This window comes from Vibrio harveyi (genome assembly GCF_030060435.1).
Classification (GTDB): domain Bacteria; phylum Pseudomonadota; class Gammaproteobacteria; order Enterobacterales; family Vibrionaceae; genus Vibrio; species Vibrio harveyi.
Window position 1 is genome coordinate 3,146,982 of sequence record NZ_CP125875.1, and the last position, 14,193, is coordinate 3,161,174.

12 protein-coding genes are annotated in these 14,193 nt (G+C 47.2%); 5 read left to right on the forward strand and 7 right to left on the reverse strand.

Annotated elements, in window-relative coordinates; genetic code table 11:
* Position 1: 1 nt before the first annotated feature.
* Together QMY49_RS14890 and thiH are read left to right on the forward strand one after the other, a co-directional pair.
* A complete protein-coding gene (locus QMY49_RS14890) occupies positions 2 to 769 on the forward strand; it encodes a thiazole synthase (protein WP_005397059.1) in 768 nt (255 codons plus the stop codon).
* A gap of 34 nt (positions 770 to 803) precedes the next feature.
* Complete coding sequence (thiH, locus tag QMY49_RS14895; protein ID WP_039988745.1) at positions 804 to 1,916, forward strand: 2-iminoacetate synthase ThiH; 1,113 nt, start codon at positions 804 to 806, stop codon at positions 1,914 to 1,916.
* A gap of 133 nt (positions 1,917 to 2,049) precedes the next feature.
* Here the strand turns inward: thiH and QMY49_RS14900 are convergent, their stop codons facing one another.
* The gene (locus QMY49_RS14900) at positions 2,050 to 3,840 is read right to left on the reverse strand and encodes an aminopeptidase P family protein (protein ID WP_009701363.1); all 1,791 of its coding nucleotides are present in this window, start codon (positions 3,838 to 3,840) and stop codon (positions 2,050 to 2,052) included.
* Between the two features lie 203 nt (positions 3,841 to 4,043).
* Positions 4,044 to 4,985, reverse strand: a complete 942-nt coding sequence (locus QMY49_RS14905; RefSeq protein WP_045491402.1) for a LysR substrate-binding domain-containing protein — start codon at positions 4,983 to 4,985, stop codon at positions 4,044 to 4,046.
* 107 nt (positions 4,986 to 5,092) lie between these two features.
* Here QMY49_RS14905 and QMY49_RS14910 point away from each other — a divergent pair, with 107 nt between their 5' ends.
* Both QMY49_RS14910 and tsrA read left to right on the forward strand, forming a co-directional pair.
* Entirely contained in the window at positions 5,093 to 6,286 is a 1,194-nt protein-coding gene (locus QMY49_RS14910; protein WP_009696776.1) for a multidrug effflux MFS transporter, read from the forward strand.
* Positions 6,287 to 6,377: 91 nt separating this feature from the next.
* Positions 6,378 to 6,659: an H-NS-like global regulator TsrA gene (gene tsrA, locus QMY49_RS14915; protein ID WP_005447240.1), complete on the forward strand. Its 282-nt coding sequence runs from the start codon at positions 6,378 to 6,380 to the stop codon at positions 6,657 to 6,659.
* Between the two features lie 32 nt (positions 6,660 to 6,691).
* Here the strand turns inward: tsrA and QMY49_RS14920 are convergent, their stop codons facing one another.
* From QMY49_RS14920 to QMY49_RS14935, 4 genes are all read right to left on the reverse strand, one after another.
* Positions 6,692 to 7,147: a DoxX family protein gene (locus QMY49_RS14920; RefSeq protein ID WP_009696777.1), complete on the reverse strand. Its 456-nt coding sequence runs from the start codon at positions 7,145 to 7,147 to the stop codon at positions 6,692 to 6,694.
* 10 nt (positions 7,148 to 7,157) lie between these two features.
* A complete protein-coding gene (locus QMY49_RS14925) occupies positions 7,158 to 7,916 on the reverse strand; it encodes an HvfC/BufC N-terminal domain-containing protein (RefSeq protein WP_283312195.1) in 759 nt (252 codons plus the stop codon).
* Complete coding sequence (bufB, locus tag QMY49_RS14930) at positions 7,913 to 8,785, reverse strand: MNIO family bufferin maturase (protein WP_009703117.1); 873 nt, start codon at positions 8,783 to 8,785, stop codon at positions 7,913 to 7,915. The genes QMY49_RS14925 and bufB overlap by 4 nt, the downstream gene beginning before the upstream one ends.
* A gap of 86 nt (positions 8,786 to 8,871) precedes the next feature.
* Positions 8,872 to 9,132 (reverse strand): BufA1 family periplasmic bufferin-type metallophore, encoded by a 261-nt coding sequence (locus QMY49_RS14935; protein WP_005451246.1) that lies wholly within the window; start codon positions 9,130 to 9,132, stop codon positions 8,872 to 8,874.
* Positions 9,133 to 9,412: 280 nt separating this feature from the next.
* On the opposite strand from QMY49_RS14935, the gene uvrD reads away from it, so the two are divergent.
* Positions 9,413 to 11,587, forward strand: a complete 2,175-nt coding sequence (gene uvrD, locus QMY49_RS14940) for a DNA helicase II (RefSeq protein ID WP_005440023.1) — start codon at positions 9,413 to 9,415, stop codon at positions 11,585 to 11,587.
* An 819-nt stretch (positions 11,588 to 12,406) separates the two neighbouring features.
* Here uvrD and ggt read toward each other — a convergent pair.
* Complete coding sequence (ggt, locus tag QMY49_RS14945; protein WP_283312198.1) at positions 12,407 to 14,173, reverse strand: gamma-glutamyltransferase; 1,767 nt, start codon at positions 14,171 to 14,173, stop codon at positions 12,407 to 12,409.
* Positions 14,174 to 14,193: the final 20 nt, after the last annotated feature.

Sequence of the window (14,193 nt, forward strand, 5' to 3'; positions counted from 1 at the left end):
GATGCTTAAAATTGGTGATAAACAATTCGAATCTAGACTGTTCACAGGAACAGGGAAGTTTGCCAACAGCCGATTAATGGCAGAAGCGATTCAAGTATCGGGTTCTCAACTTGCGACTATGGCGTTGAAGCGTGTGGATGTGAACGACCAACAAGACGATATTTTGCTGCCGCTAGTACAAGCGGGTGTGAACTTATTGCCGAACACCTCAGGTGCAAAGAATGCTAAAGATGCTGTGTTTGCAGCACAATTAGCGAGAGAAGCGTTGGGCACTAACTGGCTAAAATTGGAGATTCACCCAGACCCGAAGTACTTGATGCCCGATCCCATTGAGACACTAGCAGCCGCTGAGCAACTGGTTCGTGAGGGTTTCATTGTCCTTCCTTATTGTCATGCTGACCCGGTTCTGTGTAAACGATTGGAGGAAGTGGGCTGTGCTGCGGTCATGCCATTAGGTGCGCCGATCGGTTCTAACAAAGGGATAGTTTCTCACGATTTCCTAGAAATCATTATCGACCAAGCTAATGTTCCTGTCGTTGTCGATGCGGGTATTGGCGCACCTTCACATGCCGCGCGTGCGATGGAAATGGGCGCGGATGCCGTACTCGTCAATACCGCGATTGCAGCTTCGAGCGATCCCGTTGCGATGGCGAAGGCATTTAAGTTGGCGGTAGAGTCGGGGCGTATGGCTTATGAAGCCGGACTTGCAGGTAAGGTTTCTCATGCGGTTGCGTCGAGTCCACTGACGTCATTTCTAGATGAGCTTTAGCCCTAGATTGATTTAGCTATTAAGCGAGGAAAACATGAGCTTCGTTGAACAATTTAAGCAGCTGAATTGGGATGACATTTCAATGTCGATCTACGCGAAAACGGCACAAGATGTCGAGCGAGCATTGAATAAACCCAAGCGTGATTTGGAAGACTTTAAAGCGCTAATTTCACCAGCGGCTGAAGCGTACTTAGAGCAAATGGCGCAGCTGTCATATTCGGCAACTCGTAAGCGCTTTGGTAATACCATGTCGCTTTACATTCCATTATACCTCTCTAACTTGTGTGCCAATGCTTGTACTTATTGTGGCTTCTCGATGGAGAATAGAATCAAGCGTCGTACTTTGAATAGGGACGAAGTGGCTGCAGAAGTTGAAGCCATTAAACGCATGAAGTTTGATAGCGTATTGCTGGTGACTGGCGAACACGAAACCAAAGTGGGGATGAAATACTTTCGCGAAATGGTGCCGATGATTAAGAAGCGCTTTAACTATTTGGCGATGGAAGTACAGCCACTAGATCAAGACGAATACGCTGAGCTCAAGACATTGGGTTTGGATGCGGTGATGGTCTATCAAGAAACGTATCATCCTTCGACTTACGCCGAGCACCATTTGCGTGGCAACAAGATGGATTTCGAATACCGATTGGATACACCCGATCGTCTTGCAAAAGCGGGTATTGATAAGATCGGTATCGGTGCTTTGATAGGGTTGGAAGAGTGGCGTACCGATTGCTTTTATGTGGCAGCGCACTTGGACTATCTAGAGCGCACATATTGGCAGACTCGTTACTCGATTTCTTTCCCGCGTTTACGTCCTTGTGAGGGCGCGCTCCAACCAAAATCAGTCATGACGGATAAGCAGCTTGTTCAGTTGATTTGCGCTTATCGTTTGTTGAATCCAGAAGTTGAGTTGTCATTATCGACTCGTGAATCACCGAAGTTCAGAGACAACGCATTACCGTTAGGTATCACCAGTATGTCTGCGGCATCGAAAACTCAGCCGGGTGGTTATGCGATGGATGATGTTGAACTCGAGCAGTTTGAGATCAGCGATGAGCGAAGCGCGGGTTCTGTGGAAGATATGATTCGAGCGAAAGGATTTGACCCAGTATGGCGAGATTGGCACTCGGCGTATTCTGGTTAAGTAGCAAAGAAAGCCACTGGTCATCGTTATGTTTCACGTGAAACATAAGCAAAAAAGAGGGTTGATGTAAAACATCAACCCTCTACTTTTTCTAGCTTCTAGCTTCTAGCTTCTAGCTTCTAGCTTCTAGCTTCTAGCTGTGTGCTACTGGTAGCGTTGCTTGACGAAGCCACTCTTTCACATCACCTTCAACTAGCGGGCTGATCTCATCCCATACCTTCTGATGGTAGTCATTCAGCCAAGCAAGTTCTGGACGAGTTAGCATATCAACGTTGATGTTGCGCTTGTCGATTGGGCAGCGTGTTAGCGACTCAAATGACAGAACAGGGAAGTCACCGTTAGTTGGGGTTTCAACAACAAGCTCTAGGTTCTCGATACGGATACCAAACGCATCTGCACGGTAGTAACCTGGCTCGTTGGATAGCACCATACCTTCTGTTAGAGGCACATCGATTTGCTTCTTCGAAATGCTCGCTGGACCTTCATGAACACTTAGGAAGTGACCAACACCGTGACCAGTACCATGATCGTAATCGTAGCCTTCCGCCCATAGGTGCTGACGAGCTAGCGTATCGATTTGGTAACCACGAGTGCCTTTCGGGAAACGTGCACGTGCAACACCGATGTGACCTTTTAGCGCAAGAGTGAATTGTTTAATCATCTCTTGTGAAGGCTGACCGATCGCAATTGTACGCGTGATGTCTGTTGTGCCATCTAGGTACTGACCGCCTGAATCCACTAGGTAAAGCGTGTTCAGTTCTAGCTTGCCAGGTTCAGGTTGGTTCTCGTGGTTGTAGTGACACATCGCCGCGTTGCCACCTGCTGCCGAAATAGTATCGAAGCTAAGATCCATAAGTGTCGGGTCTTCGCTACGGAACGCTTCCAGTTTGTCTGCAAGGGTCGCTTCATCATGCAGGTTACCTGCAACGACTTCAGCATCTAACCATGATAGGAACTTACTCATCGCCACGCCATCGCGGATATGACATGCTTTCATGCCTGCGATTTCAACCGCGTTTTTCGCCGCTTTTGGCATTAGGCATGGGTCAGCTTTACTCACCACTGATGCGCCAGCATTTTGTAGAACCAACTTAAACCATGCGTTACTTGTCGCAGGGTCAACCAGTACATTCTTGCCAGTTAGAGTTTCTAGTCGTGCTTGTAATGCTTCTGGGTGATGAACTGTTACGCCAGAACCAACGTGAGCGTCAAACTCAGCAGGTAGGCGAGCTGGATCTAGGAAGTATTCCACGCTTGAATCTGAATGCAGAATCGCGTGAGAAAGCAGAACTGGTAGACGTGATACATCAAGACCACGAACGTTGAGTAACCAACAGATAGAATCAAGTGCTGTGATCACTGCGCTGTCTGCGCCGGTTTTTTTCACCAGCTCTGCGATTTCTTGACGTTTGCTTTCACTTGATTGTCCAACCGCTTCTGTTGCCATTAGGCGAACATCAGAAACCACAGGAGCAGGGCGGTCGTGCCACAGCTCATCAATTGGGTTGCTGGCGAGAATCTTAAGCTCAAGTGCGCCTGCAAGTTTTGCTTGTGCCATGTCTAGCCAAGCAGAGTTGTGCATGCGAGGGTCGATTGCCACAGACGCGCCATTTGCAAGATGGTCTTTAATCCAATCTAGTGCTGGTTCTTCAATTAGGTGACGGTATTCGAATAGATCAGCAGGAACCTGCTTAGTGACTTGTACCGTGTAGCGACCATCAACAAAGATAGCGGCTTTGTCTTTGGTGATTACCGCAGCACCAGCAGAACCGGTAAAACCAGTTAGCCAGTGTAAACGCTCGTTGTGCGCTGGTACGTATTCGCCCAAGTACTCGTCTTCATGTGGGACAAGTAGGGCATCAATATTATGTTGTGCTAGCCATTCGCGAATTGCATTCACGCGGCTTTGGGTATCGTTGTGCATCTGTGTTATTCCTTCAAATTACCGCTCCTTCATGCTCAGGTGTGGGAGCTGTTTCCATCTGCTTCATGCAGTTTACGATTCCATTGAGGTTCGCAATCACTTCAATAGAGTCGGAGTACAACAGACCATAGATGAGCCAAAAAGGACTATCGACTGTTAAGCTACTCATTTTACCGTAAGAGCGCAAATCGCGTCCGGGATTTTTATCTAAGATGATCGGTTTTTTGCGTGATCATAGTACGTAGCCAAGTTAAAGCTGGGTCATTTTCTCTGTCTCGGTGCCAGAACAAAGTGTAAGCCATTGGCGGGAATTCGAGTGGCAGCGGCAGTAACGCCATGTCGTGTTGTTTAGCTGCCAACTTCACAAAGTGGCTTGGCGCGGTAAACACAAAATCGGTGTAAGAACACAAACTGGCGGCACTGTTAAAGTCCGGTACGGTGACTGCGATATCACGTTCGCGACCAATGTCGGCTAAACGATAGTCGAGCAACCAACGGTCGTTGCCATCACAACGCACCTGTACATGACGCAGGGCTAGGTAAGCTTCTAAGTTCCAGTTACTACGCAAAGCCGGGTGGTCTTTACGCACGATACACATTTGGTGGTCGCGATAGATTTCCTGTTCACAAATGTCATCGGGCGGCAGCATAGTCAGCTTGGCATCGTTGATGTCGATATCTCGACCTGTCATGCCTAAATCGATTTCACCGCGTTGAATCATCTTGAACGTTTGTTCCGACCAAGAGTGGGTGCTTATGGTCACGCCTGGTGCTTGTTGGAAAATCGCTGGCAAGAAGTGGGGCAGAATGAGCGGGTAGACACTCTCTACCGCTGCGATTTGAAAACGGTACTCACTGCTCTGTGGCGAGAACTCTTCGGGTTGAGTCAGTACCTCAAGTTGGTTTATCAACAGATCCAGTTTCGGTTTAAGGAACAATGCGCGCGGAGTTGGCGTTAATCCGTGTGAGTTTCGAGTGAATAGAGGATCATCAAATTGGGTACGTAATTTCGCTAAGGATTTGCTCACGGCAGACTGACTCAAGCACAGTCTGTGGGCAGCTCGGGTGACATTCAACTCTTCAATCAGCACTTTAAAACAGACCAGCAAATTGAGGTCGATGCGTGCCAGTTTCTCTACGTTCACAGTGATTTTCCCCATTGGAATAATGGTCATGAGTATACATCATTTCCATTCATATCATCAGATGATTAAGCTTTGCTCAAAAGTTCTTGTTCAATTTGGAGTGTTTTGTGTCTAGCCATATTACAAATAGCAAAAAACAGATGGCGCTGTTGACCATGTTAGTTCTGTTCAGTCCGCTTGCGATTGATATCTATCTACCTGCTTTGCCTCTTATCGCGTCCACTTTTCAGGTAGAAAATGCATTGGCACAAGACACCATCACTTGGTTCCTATTTGCTATGGGTGTTGGTCAGCTATTCGCTGGTCCCTTGGCAGATAAACTCGGACGTCGAACTGTTGCATTGGGAGGCATCACCATCTACGCATTGAGCGCTTTATTGGCGTGGAGTGCTCAAAATATTGAGTGGATGTTGGCGGCTCGCTTGCTACAAGGCTTAGGTGCATGTGCAACATCTGTAGCAGCCTTTGCAACAGTTCGCGATATCTTTGGTCCGGAAAAAAGCGGCAAAATGATCAGCTACCTTAACGGCGCGATCTGCTTTATCCCGGCACTGGCACCGATTCTTGGTAGTTGGTTAACCCAACAATTTGATTGGCGTGCAAACTTCAGCTTTATGGCGGGTTTCGCTGTAATTGCAGGAGCGATGATGTTCTTTGGGATGAAGGAAACCAACCCTGCAACAGAAAAGCAGGCGGTATTTAAACTGAGCCGCTACTGGGCAGTCTTGAGCACACCATCATTCATCTTCCACGCTTCACTGTGTTTGATGGCGATGGCGGTCATTCTTGCTTATGTAACGTCTGCACCTGTAGTGTTGATGACAGGCATGGGACTATCGATGAATGAATTCACCTTCTGGTTTGGTCTGAATGCGGCGTTCAACATTGCTGCTTGTATGCTTGCGCCTAAGTTCATGGATCGCTGGGGCACACACAATTCACTGGTTGTTGGTATCTGCTTACTGGCAATTGCTGGCGTGATCATGATGGTGATGAAAGAGCACCACACGGCACTGTCTTTCATGCTACCAATCTTTATCTCATCGGTCGGCTTTGCTTGGATTCTTGGCGCAGCAGCAGGTAAAGCGTTGGAACCGTTCGGTGATAAAGCGGGTACTGCGGCTGCACTACTTGGTTTGTTCCAAATGAGTGGCTCTGGTTTGTTGGTGGGTACGCTACAGCGTTTATCACTGGATCCACAAACTCTGATTGCGATTCATATGTGGGTATTGCTTCCAGCATTAGTGATTCTGTTTAGCAAAGCTGGTAAGAACTGGCATGCGAAATTGGCGAATGCGTAAAACTCGGTAATTTAGTATTTTCCAATGTACTTAACGCGTGTATATTTGTCGTTCAAACTTTTCTCGACACCATAACGGAACTCATAAAGTAATGTCGTTAACCACGTATGAAATGGCTCGTATCCTAGAGCAAATGGAAGAGTCACCAGAAAAGGTGATGTTTGGTAAGTTGCTTAACGAATTAGGTAACCAAAGCTCTGAGCGCATTCGTAGCGCGGCAAAACAAGTTCCAGTGCCAGTCCTACGCGATATCGTGTACCAATTTCAGCAAGTGATTGAGTCACGTAAAGGCGAGCAAGTAGAGCAGATGGCAAAAGATCTCGCGAAGCAGGGTATCTCACCTGAAGAGCTACTGGCTTACTTAAATAAATAATAAAAAAATCCCCGCATCATGCGGGGATTTTTTTAGTGAGTGATTTTCTTCTTCAGTATGTGGTCGAGGGATAATGGTCCTGGTCCCCAAACAATCACAACTAGGATCATCAATCCCCAAAGTTGGTGATCATAGAAACCTTTCTCCCATAACAGCGGGTAAGAGACCACGGCGATGATGTTGAATACAAACAGAATCGCAGCCATCGGGCGGGTAATCAATCCTAGTGCCAAGAACACCGGTAGAACCAATTCTGCAGCCGTTCCTAAGTAAGCCGCCAATTCCCATGGCAGTATTGGCACTTGGTATTCCAGCTCAAATAAATACAGTGTGCTATCCCAAGACGAGAGTTTGATTAGCCCTGAATTGAAGAACACCCATGCAACCCACAAGCGACAAAAGAGAAGTAGTAAAGGGACAAAGCCAGCTTGTAGGGTGCTGATTAAATCGTCGTACCGATTCACTAAGTTTTTAACCGTATCCGTCATAGAGTGCTCCTTAGATTGATTTCAATGTAAAGCCGTCAACGAGATCGAGTGCCATGATGCTATTGAGATGAGCGAGTAAAACTTCAGGTATTTCGCTCAAACTCTGTTTCTGCTCTAAACATTGCAGCAGTTGGAACACATCGGCATCGAGTGCGTGACACAAGGCTTCTCCATTGGCTTGAATCGAGATGACACCTTGCTGTAATTGGTTGATATTAAGTTGTTCGAATTGCCCAGTTTGAATCGCGCTGAACAAATCAAATACTGCATAACTGGAGTCAAAGCTGCGGCAGCCTTGTTTGAGGTGCAAAACCAAAGCGGGTTGTTGCTCTTCACTCACTTCGCCAAGTAACACAAGCGGTTTTAATTGTGCAGCACTGGATTGTTCATACTGCGCTTGACAAGCGAGGTCGATATGCCACTCGAAGCGTGCGACTTCAGGGCTGTAAGGGGCTTGTGCGATCACCTGACTAAACTGCATGATGGTGTCTTGAAAACCTTCGCCATAATGCACCACATTTCCTTCCTCTAATGGATAAGTGAGAACATGTTGGCGAGCCATCTGTTCAAAGCATTCTTCACCAAGTAGCGCTTCAACCATTGGGTAGGTAGCGGATAACACTTCGCTTAAGCTGACGATAAAGTTATTGCGGTAAATCTGCATGCGTTCATCAGCGGTAAACTCATCACTGGCAATATCGCAATCTTCACCGAGTGCTTGATAGTGTAGGGCTTTAGCAAACTGGCTTTGTAAGGTGGCTAGATTCATGATGCCTTCCTTGGTTCGCTTTGTTCACTTGGAAGTGTGCCTTGCAACAGCAGTCGGGATGCTTTCTGCGCTTCTCCGAGCAAGACTTCTGGCGCGGGGATATCCAAATCCCATTCAATCAACGCATGACGTGGACCGTGTTTTTTGGTCCACTGTGCGAACAACTGCCAAACTTCATCACTAACTGGGCGGCTATGGGTATCGATCCATATCTCACCTTTGTCGAGTTGTTTGATGGTAAAACCTGCCAAGTGAATCTCATCCACTTTGTCGGCTGGAATTGCATCTAGGTATGTGTCGCAATCAAAACCGTGGTTGAACGCCGAGACATAAACATTGTTTAAATCGAGCAATAAACGACAGTCAGTGCGCTTTTGCACTTCGGTAAGAAACTCCCATTCGCTGATGGTCGAATGTTGAAACTTCACATAACTAGATGGGTTCTCTATCAAGATCTCGCGTTGCAAATAATCCTGCACTTCATTCACGTTACGAGTGAACACTTTGAGCGCTTCTTCCGTATACGGAAGTGGAAGCAGGTCATTAAAGTAGTGACCGCCGTTTTCACTCCAACTCAAATGGTCAGAAACAAGAATCGGGTCGATTGAGTCAATCAGCGCTTTAAGTTGAGCAAGGTGCTTTTGATTCACACGTTCCACCGAACCTAGTGACAGACCAATGCCATGGCAGCTAATTTGATACTGCTCGCGCAATGCTTGTAATTGATTGCGCTCAGCAGCGTTGGGTTGAAAATAGTTTTCACTGTGGATTTCTAACCAAGATAACTCGGGTTTGTTTTGGCTAAAGTAATCGAGGTGAGGGGTTCTTAATCCAACTCCAACTAGGTCGTGGAAGGTGTGGTGTTTCACGTGAAACTCCTTTTCAAATCGTGCGGGAAGAGAAGGATGCGCTGGTTGAGCGTCAACGCATCCTTGCAGTAGCTAGCGATAAAAGATTATGAAGAAGAAGTGCTACCGCCAACGAGTTTGTCACATAGACCTTTTGGTACGACTACGAATGCGTCTTTTTGGTTATCTTCTTTAGAAGTACCAGCACATGAGCTGCTTTTCGTTGCACAGTCGTTTTTACCTGCTTTAGAAACGCCGTAGCACTTTTCTTTATCAGCAGCGACAGCTGGAGCTGCAGTTAGCATTGTGCCACCAAGAGCTAGAAGACCAGTAACAGCAGCAGTAACAGCTAGATTCGACTTTTTCATAATAAATTCCTCTGAATGATTTCCTTTACTTTAAGTTGGCAAGATGAATCGCCTGTTTTGGCGTTTTTGTTATCAACTTGCTTAACTTAAAAGATAGGAAACTGGCCAAAAAACTTTCAGAAAAATTTTCGAAACAAATGGTTTTAAAGAATGGAATTTATATAACTTATTGATGTGTAGAGTAAAAAAACGACGAATTTTTTATGAATTTTTGTCTAATCTGAAGAGGTTGTTTAGGTTATAATCTATTTTTATGTATAAATAACCAGTAGCTCTCATCATGATGGATCCATCTCTATTACTCGACGGTTTGAACGACAAACAACGTGAAGCCGTTGCAGCACCTTTAGAAAACTTGCTCGTCCTTGCTGGTGCAGGGAGTGGTAAGACACGCGTTCTTGTTCACCGTATCGCTTGGTTGATGTCGGTCGAGCAATCATCTCCGTTCTCAATCATGTCGGTAACCTTTACCAATAAGGCGGCGGCAGAGATGCGTGGACGTATCGAAGAGCTAATGATGGGCAGTGCAGGCGGTATGTGGAATGGTACTTTCCACGGCATTTGTCACCGCATTCTTCGCGCGCACTATCTTGATGCCAAGCTACCGGAAGATTTCCAAATCATCGACAGTGACGACCAACAGCGTCTACTAAAGCGTTTGATCAAAGCGCAAAACCTCGATGAGAAGCAATGGCCAGCGCGCCAAGTTGCATGGTGGATTAACGGCAAGAAAGACGAAGGTCTGCGCCCGTCGCACATTGATGCGTACCATGATCCAGTGACCAAGACATATCTGCAGCTGTACACCGCTTACCAAGAAGCGTGTGATCGTGCTGGTTTAGTCGATTTTGCGGAAATCTTGCTGCGCGCACATGAGCTACTGCGTGATAACAAGTTCGTCCGTGAACACTACCAAGCACGCTTTAAGCATATCTTGGTGGACGAGTTCCAAGATACCAACAACATTCAATATGCTTGGCTACGTATGATGGCGGGTCCTGAGTGTCACGTGATGATCGTAGGTGATGACGATCAGTCGATTTACGGCTGGCGTGGTGCAAAAGTCGAGAACATTGAGAAGTTTACGCTGGAATTCCCAAGCGTGAATACCATTCGTCTTGAGCAAAACTACCGTTCAACCAAGACCATTCTGGAAGCGTCCAACGCTCTGATCGCGAATAATACCGAGCGTATGGGTAAAGAGCTTTGGACAGATGGCGTTGTCGGTGAGCCTATCTCGATTTACAGCGCTTACAACGAACTAGATGAAGCCCGTTTTGCGGTAAACAAAATCAAAGAGTGGCAAGACAAGGGTGGTGCTCTGAATGACGCTGCAATGCTTTACCGTAACAACGCCCAGTCGCGTGTTCTGGAAGAAGCATTAATCCAAGCTGGTCTGCCTTACCGTATCTACGGCGGTATGCGATTCTTCGAACGTCAGGAAATCAAAGATGCCTTGAGCTACATGCGTTTGATTGCCAACCGTAATGATGATGCGGCGTTTGAACGTGTAGTGAATACGCCAACACGTGGTTTGGGTGATAAGACGCTTGAAACCATCCGTTTTGCGGCTCGTGACCGTGGTTGCACCATGTGGGAAGCGAGTGTGGCGATGTTGGATGAGAAGGTGCTTGCTGGTCGTGCTGCTGGTGCTCTGAGCCGTTTTATCGAGCTTGTCACAGCACTAGAAGACGACACCATCGAGATGCCGCTGCATCACCAAACTGACCATGTGATCAAATACTCGGGCTTGTTCGCGATGTACGAGCAGGAGAAGGGTGAAAAGTCTAAGGCGCGTATTGAGAACTTGGAGGAATTGGTGACCGCAACTCGCCAATTCGAGAAACCAGAAGAAGCCGAAGACATGTCACTGCTGACGGCATTCCTAACTCACGCAGCATTAGAAGCGGGCGAAGGACAAGCAGATGAGTTTGAAGACGCGGTTCAGCTCATGACATTGCACAGTGCGAAAGGTCTAGAGTTCCCATTGGTATTTATGGTCGGTGTGGAAGAAGGCATGTTCCCAAGCCAAATGTCGGCAGAAGAAGCAGGGCGTTTGGAAGAAGAACGTCGTCTGTGTTATGTAGGCATGACCCGTGCGATGCAGAAACTGTACATCACTTATGCTGAAATGCGTCGTTTGTACGGTCAGGATAAGTACCATAAACCGTCTCGCTTTATCCGTGAACTGCCAGAAACTTGTTTAGACGAAGTACGCATGAAGGCGCAAGTTAGCCGTCCTGCAAGCAGTGGTCGATTTAGCCAAACGGCGGTGAAAGAGAGCTTCAATGAAACTGGCTTTACGCTAGGTTCTCGTGTGATGCATCCTAAGTTTGGTGAAGGCACCATCATCAACTTCGAAGGCAGTGGTCCACAAAGCCGCGTACAGATTGCCTTTAACGGTGAGGGCATCAAATGGTTGGTGACTGCTTACGCTCGACTAGAGAAACTGTAAGGCTTCCCCAAAACTAATCAACTTAAGAGCTGCTTCGGCGGCTCTTTTTGTTTGTGCTGTTTTTGTGTCGCTAATGCAGTAAAAAATGGAATGATAAATGGAGTGCGAAAGCGCGATTTAACGATGCTGTTTGAAGGGAAAGTTTGGTGTTGTTGGTGAATGTCTGTTTTCAGCAGAGCTGTTGAGAAAAATTTTAGGCAAAGAAAAACCCCGAGGGCTTGCGCCCATCGGGGTTATAGTCTTACTCGCAGCAATCCGGCTACTAAGAGTGCTCCATGCATCTAATCCATGATAGTGTGCTGAATCCGTCAGCTTAATCCTTACGTCGCCTTCCTAGCGGTGTCCTTAATGACCTTATCCTGGTCTGCTAACCATCCTCGTTAGCTCTCATCACTTGTTCCCTGAGCGGTGTCCCTGACATCATCCTGATGTTCAAATCCTTGCCTCGTCCAGAGGTGTCCATTTCCCGTCCTTAGTAGCAACCATCCTAGTCACTATTGATTCCGTTCAATGTCCAATTTTGCAATCCATGCCCGACTATTCATCCTGAATAACCGTTTCTTCTTCCTGAAGTTCACCAAGTCCGTGGTGTTTCCTGTTCCGTGTCAGCATCCTTCCGACAGGTTTAATATTACGTGTTTAACGATTTCCAACAACGGGCTAATCTCACATTTTTTCACTCTCTTAGCGTTCAAAAAAGATACATAAACATTAAATTCAATGACTTATGCTATTTGTTGTACGGTTTTACCATTAAAAAAGAGAGGTTTGCTCAACCCTTTGTGAGAGATCTCGCACAAGGGGTCGAGCGAAAGACTCTTACTGCCCGATAGCGGCGCCTTCACGCCTTGGATCGGCTGCGCCCTCAAGACCGTCTTTTGTTATACGTATCGCATGCAGTCCAGAGTTCAAATCACGAACATCAGTTTTAAAACCCATCTTTTCCAACTCAGGCTGTAAGCCTTCTGCAGCGGTACCTTGCTCAATATCTAAGGTACCAAAACGGTTCAGTAATCGTGGCTGATTAATCGCGCTTTGGATGTCCATATCCCACTGCGTGTGGGCGATAATGGCTTGTGCGACGTAACCAATGATGCGGCTGCCACCCGGTGAGCCAATTGCCATGTAAGGTTTGTCATCCTTCATCATAATGGTTGGTGCCATGGATGAACGTGGGCGTTTGCCCGGTTCTAAGCGGTTCGCGATTGGCACACCATCTTGATGAGTGCGGAAGGAGAAGTCGGTCAGTTCGTTATTAAGCAAGAAGCCTCGTACCATCAAGCGTGAGCCAAAGGCGTTTTCAATGGTTGTTGTCATTGAAACCACATTGCCTTGCTTATCGACGATATTGAAATGGCTGGTGGAAGGCAGCTCGATCGATTGATCCATGCTTAAGTTCATCGCGTGCGACCAAGGAGGGTTGCCGGCTTCAACCTTACTCAAGGCTTTACCGACTTGAATAAGCTCAGCACGTTGTTTGAGATAATCTTTATCAAGCAAGCCTTCGGTTGGCATTGGCACATAATCTTGGTCAGCCATGTACTTACCGCGATCCGCAAACGCAAGGCGAGATGCGTCGGCGATCACTTGCCACGATTTCGCGCTTTCGGCTCCCCAACCTTTAAGATCGTATTGCTCGGTGATCGCGAGAATCTGTCCAACCGTCAATGCGCCAGAGCTTGGTGGTCCCATACCGCAGATGTCATAGCTTTGGTAAGCCGCACAAACCGGTTCACGTTGTTTGATTTGGAACGCATCAAAGTCAGGTTGTGCCAATACGCCAGGATTGCCCGGTGCATTCTGTACTATCTTGATGATGTCTGTGGCGATATCGCCTTGATAGAAAGCTTTTGCCCCTTGCTCTGCAATTGCCGTCAGAGTTTGCGCGTATTCAGGGTTTTTCAACAACGTGCCTTCGGCTTTTGGTGAGCCATCTGGATTAAAGAAGTAAGCCTTAGTCGCAGGGAAGCGTGATAGGCGCTTGGCATCTTTCTCAATCAGGCTCGCGAGGCGAGGACTGACTTCGAAACCTTGTTCAGCCAAGGTAATCACAGGTTGGATGATCTTTTTCCATTCCAACTTGCCGTATTTCTGGTGCGTGTCCCAAAGTAGTTTCACTGTGCCAGGAGTGGCAACGGATCGCCCACCGACAACCGCATCGTAAAATTGCAGTGGTTGTCCTTTGTCATCTAGGAAGAGTTTCGGTGTCGCGGCAAGCGGTGCGGTTTCGCGTCCATCATACGTGGTCAGTTTTTGTTTCTCACTGTCCCAATACACCAAGAAGGCACCACCACCAATGCCTGAAGATTGCGGTTCTACCAAGCCCAGCATCAGTTGTACGGCAACCATGGCATCAATAGCATTACCGCCTTGAGCGAGAACATCTGCCCCAGCTTGGGTGGCAAGTGGGTTGGCTGCTGTGACCATATAATCTTTGGCTTTGACCAATTGCTTTTGCTCGAAGCCAGTGCTGTACTCCGGCGCAACGGCATCTGCTGCTTGGTTAGCAAAGGCTGAGGTCGATAAAACGAGTGGGGAAGTAAGAAAAAGACCCGTGGTCACGAGTCGGTTGAACGTCCAATGCATGATGACTCTCCATGTTGCCA

What these genes read in the sequence shown, in the direction of transcription:
- ggt (WP_283312198.1), bottom strand. Translation starts at nt 14,173, where the DNA reads ATGCATTGGACGTTCAACCGACTCGTGACCACGGGTCTTTTTCTTACT.
- QMY49_RS14935 (WP_005451246.1), bottom strand. Translation starts at nt 9,132, where the DNA reads ATGAAAAAGTCGAATCTAGCTGTTACTGCTGCTGTTACTGGTCTTCTA.
- tsrA (WP_005447240.1), top strand. Translation starts at nt 6,378, where the DNA reads ATGTCGTTAACCACGTATGAAATGGCTCGTATCCTAGAGCAAATGGAA.
- QMY49_RS14925 (WP_283312195.1), bottom strand. Translation starts at nt 7,916, where the DNA reads ATGAATCTAGCCACCTTACAAAGCCAGTTTGCTAAAGCCCTACACTAT.
- uvrD (WP_005440023.1), top strand. Translation starts at nt 9,413, where the DNA reads ATGATGGATCCATCTCTATTACTCGACGGTTTGAACGACAAACAACGT.
- thiH (WP_039988745.1), top strand. Translation starts at nt 804, where the DNA reads ATGAGCTTCGTTGAACAATTTAAGCAGCTGAATTGGGATGACATTTCA.
- QMY49_RS14890 (WP_005397059.1), top strand. Translation starts at nt 2, where the DNA reads ATGCTTAAAATTGGTGATAAACAATTCGAATCTAGACTGTTCACAGGA.
- QMY49_RS14920 (WP_009696777.1), bottom strand. Translation starts at nt 7,147, where the DNA reads ATGACGGATACGGTTAAAAACTTAGTGAATCGGTACGACGATTTAATC.
- QMY49_RS14900 (WP_009701363.1), bottom strand. Translation starts at nt 3,840, where the DNA reads ATGCACAACGATACCCAAAGCCGCGTGAATGCAATTCGCGAATGGCTA.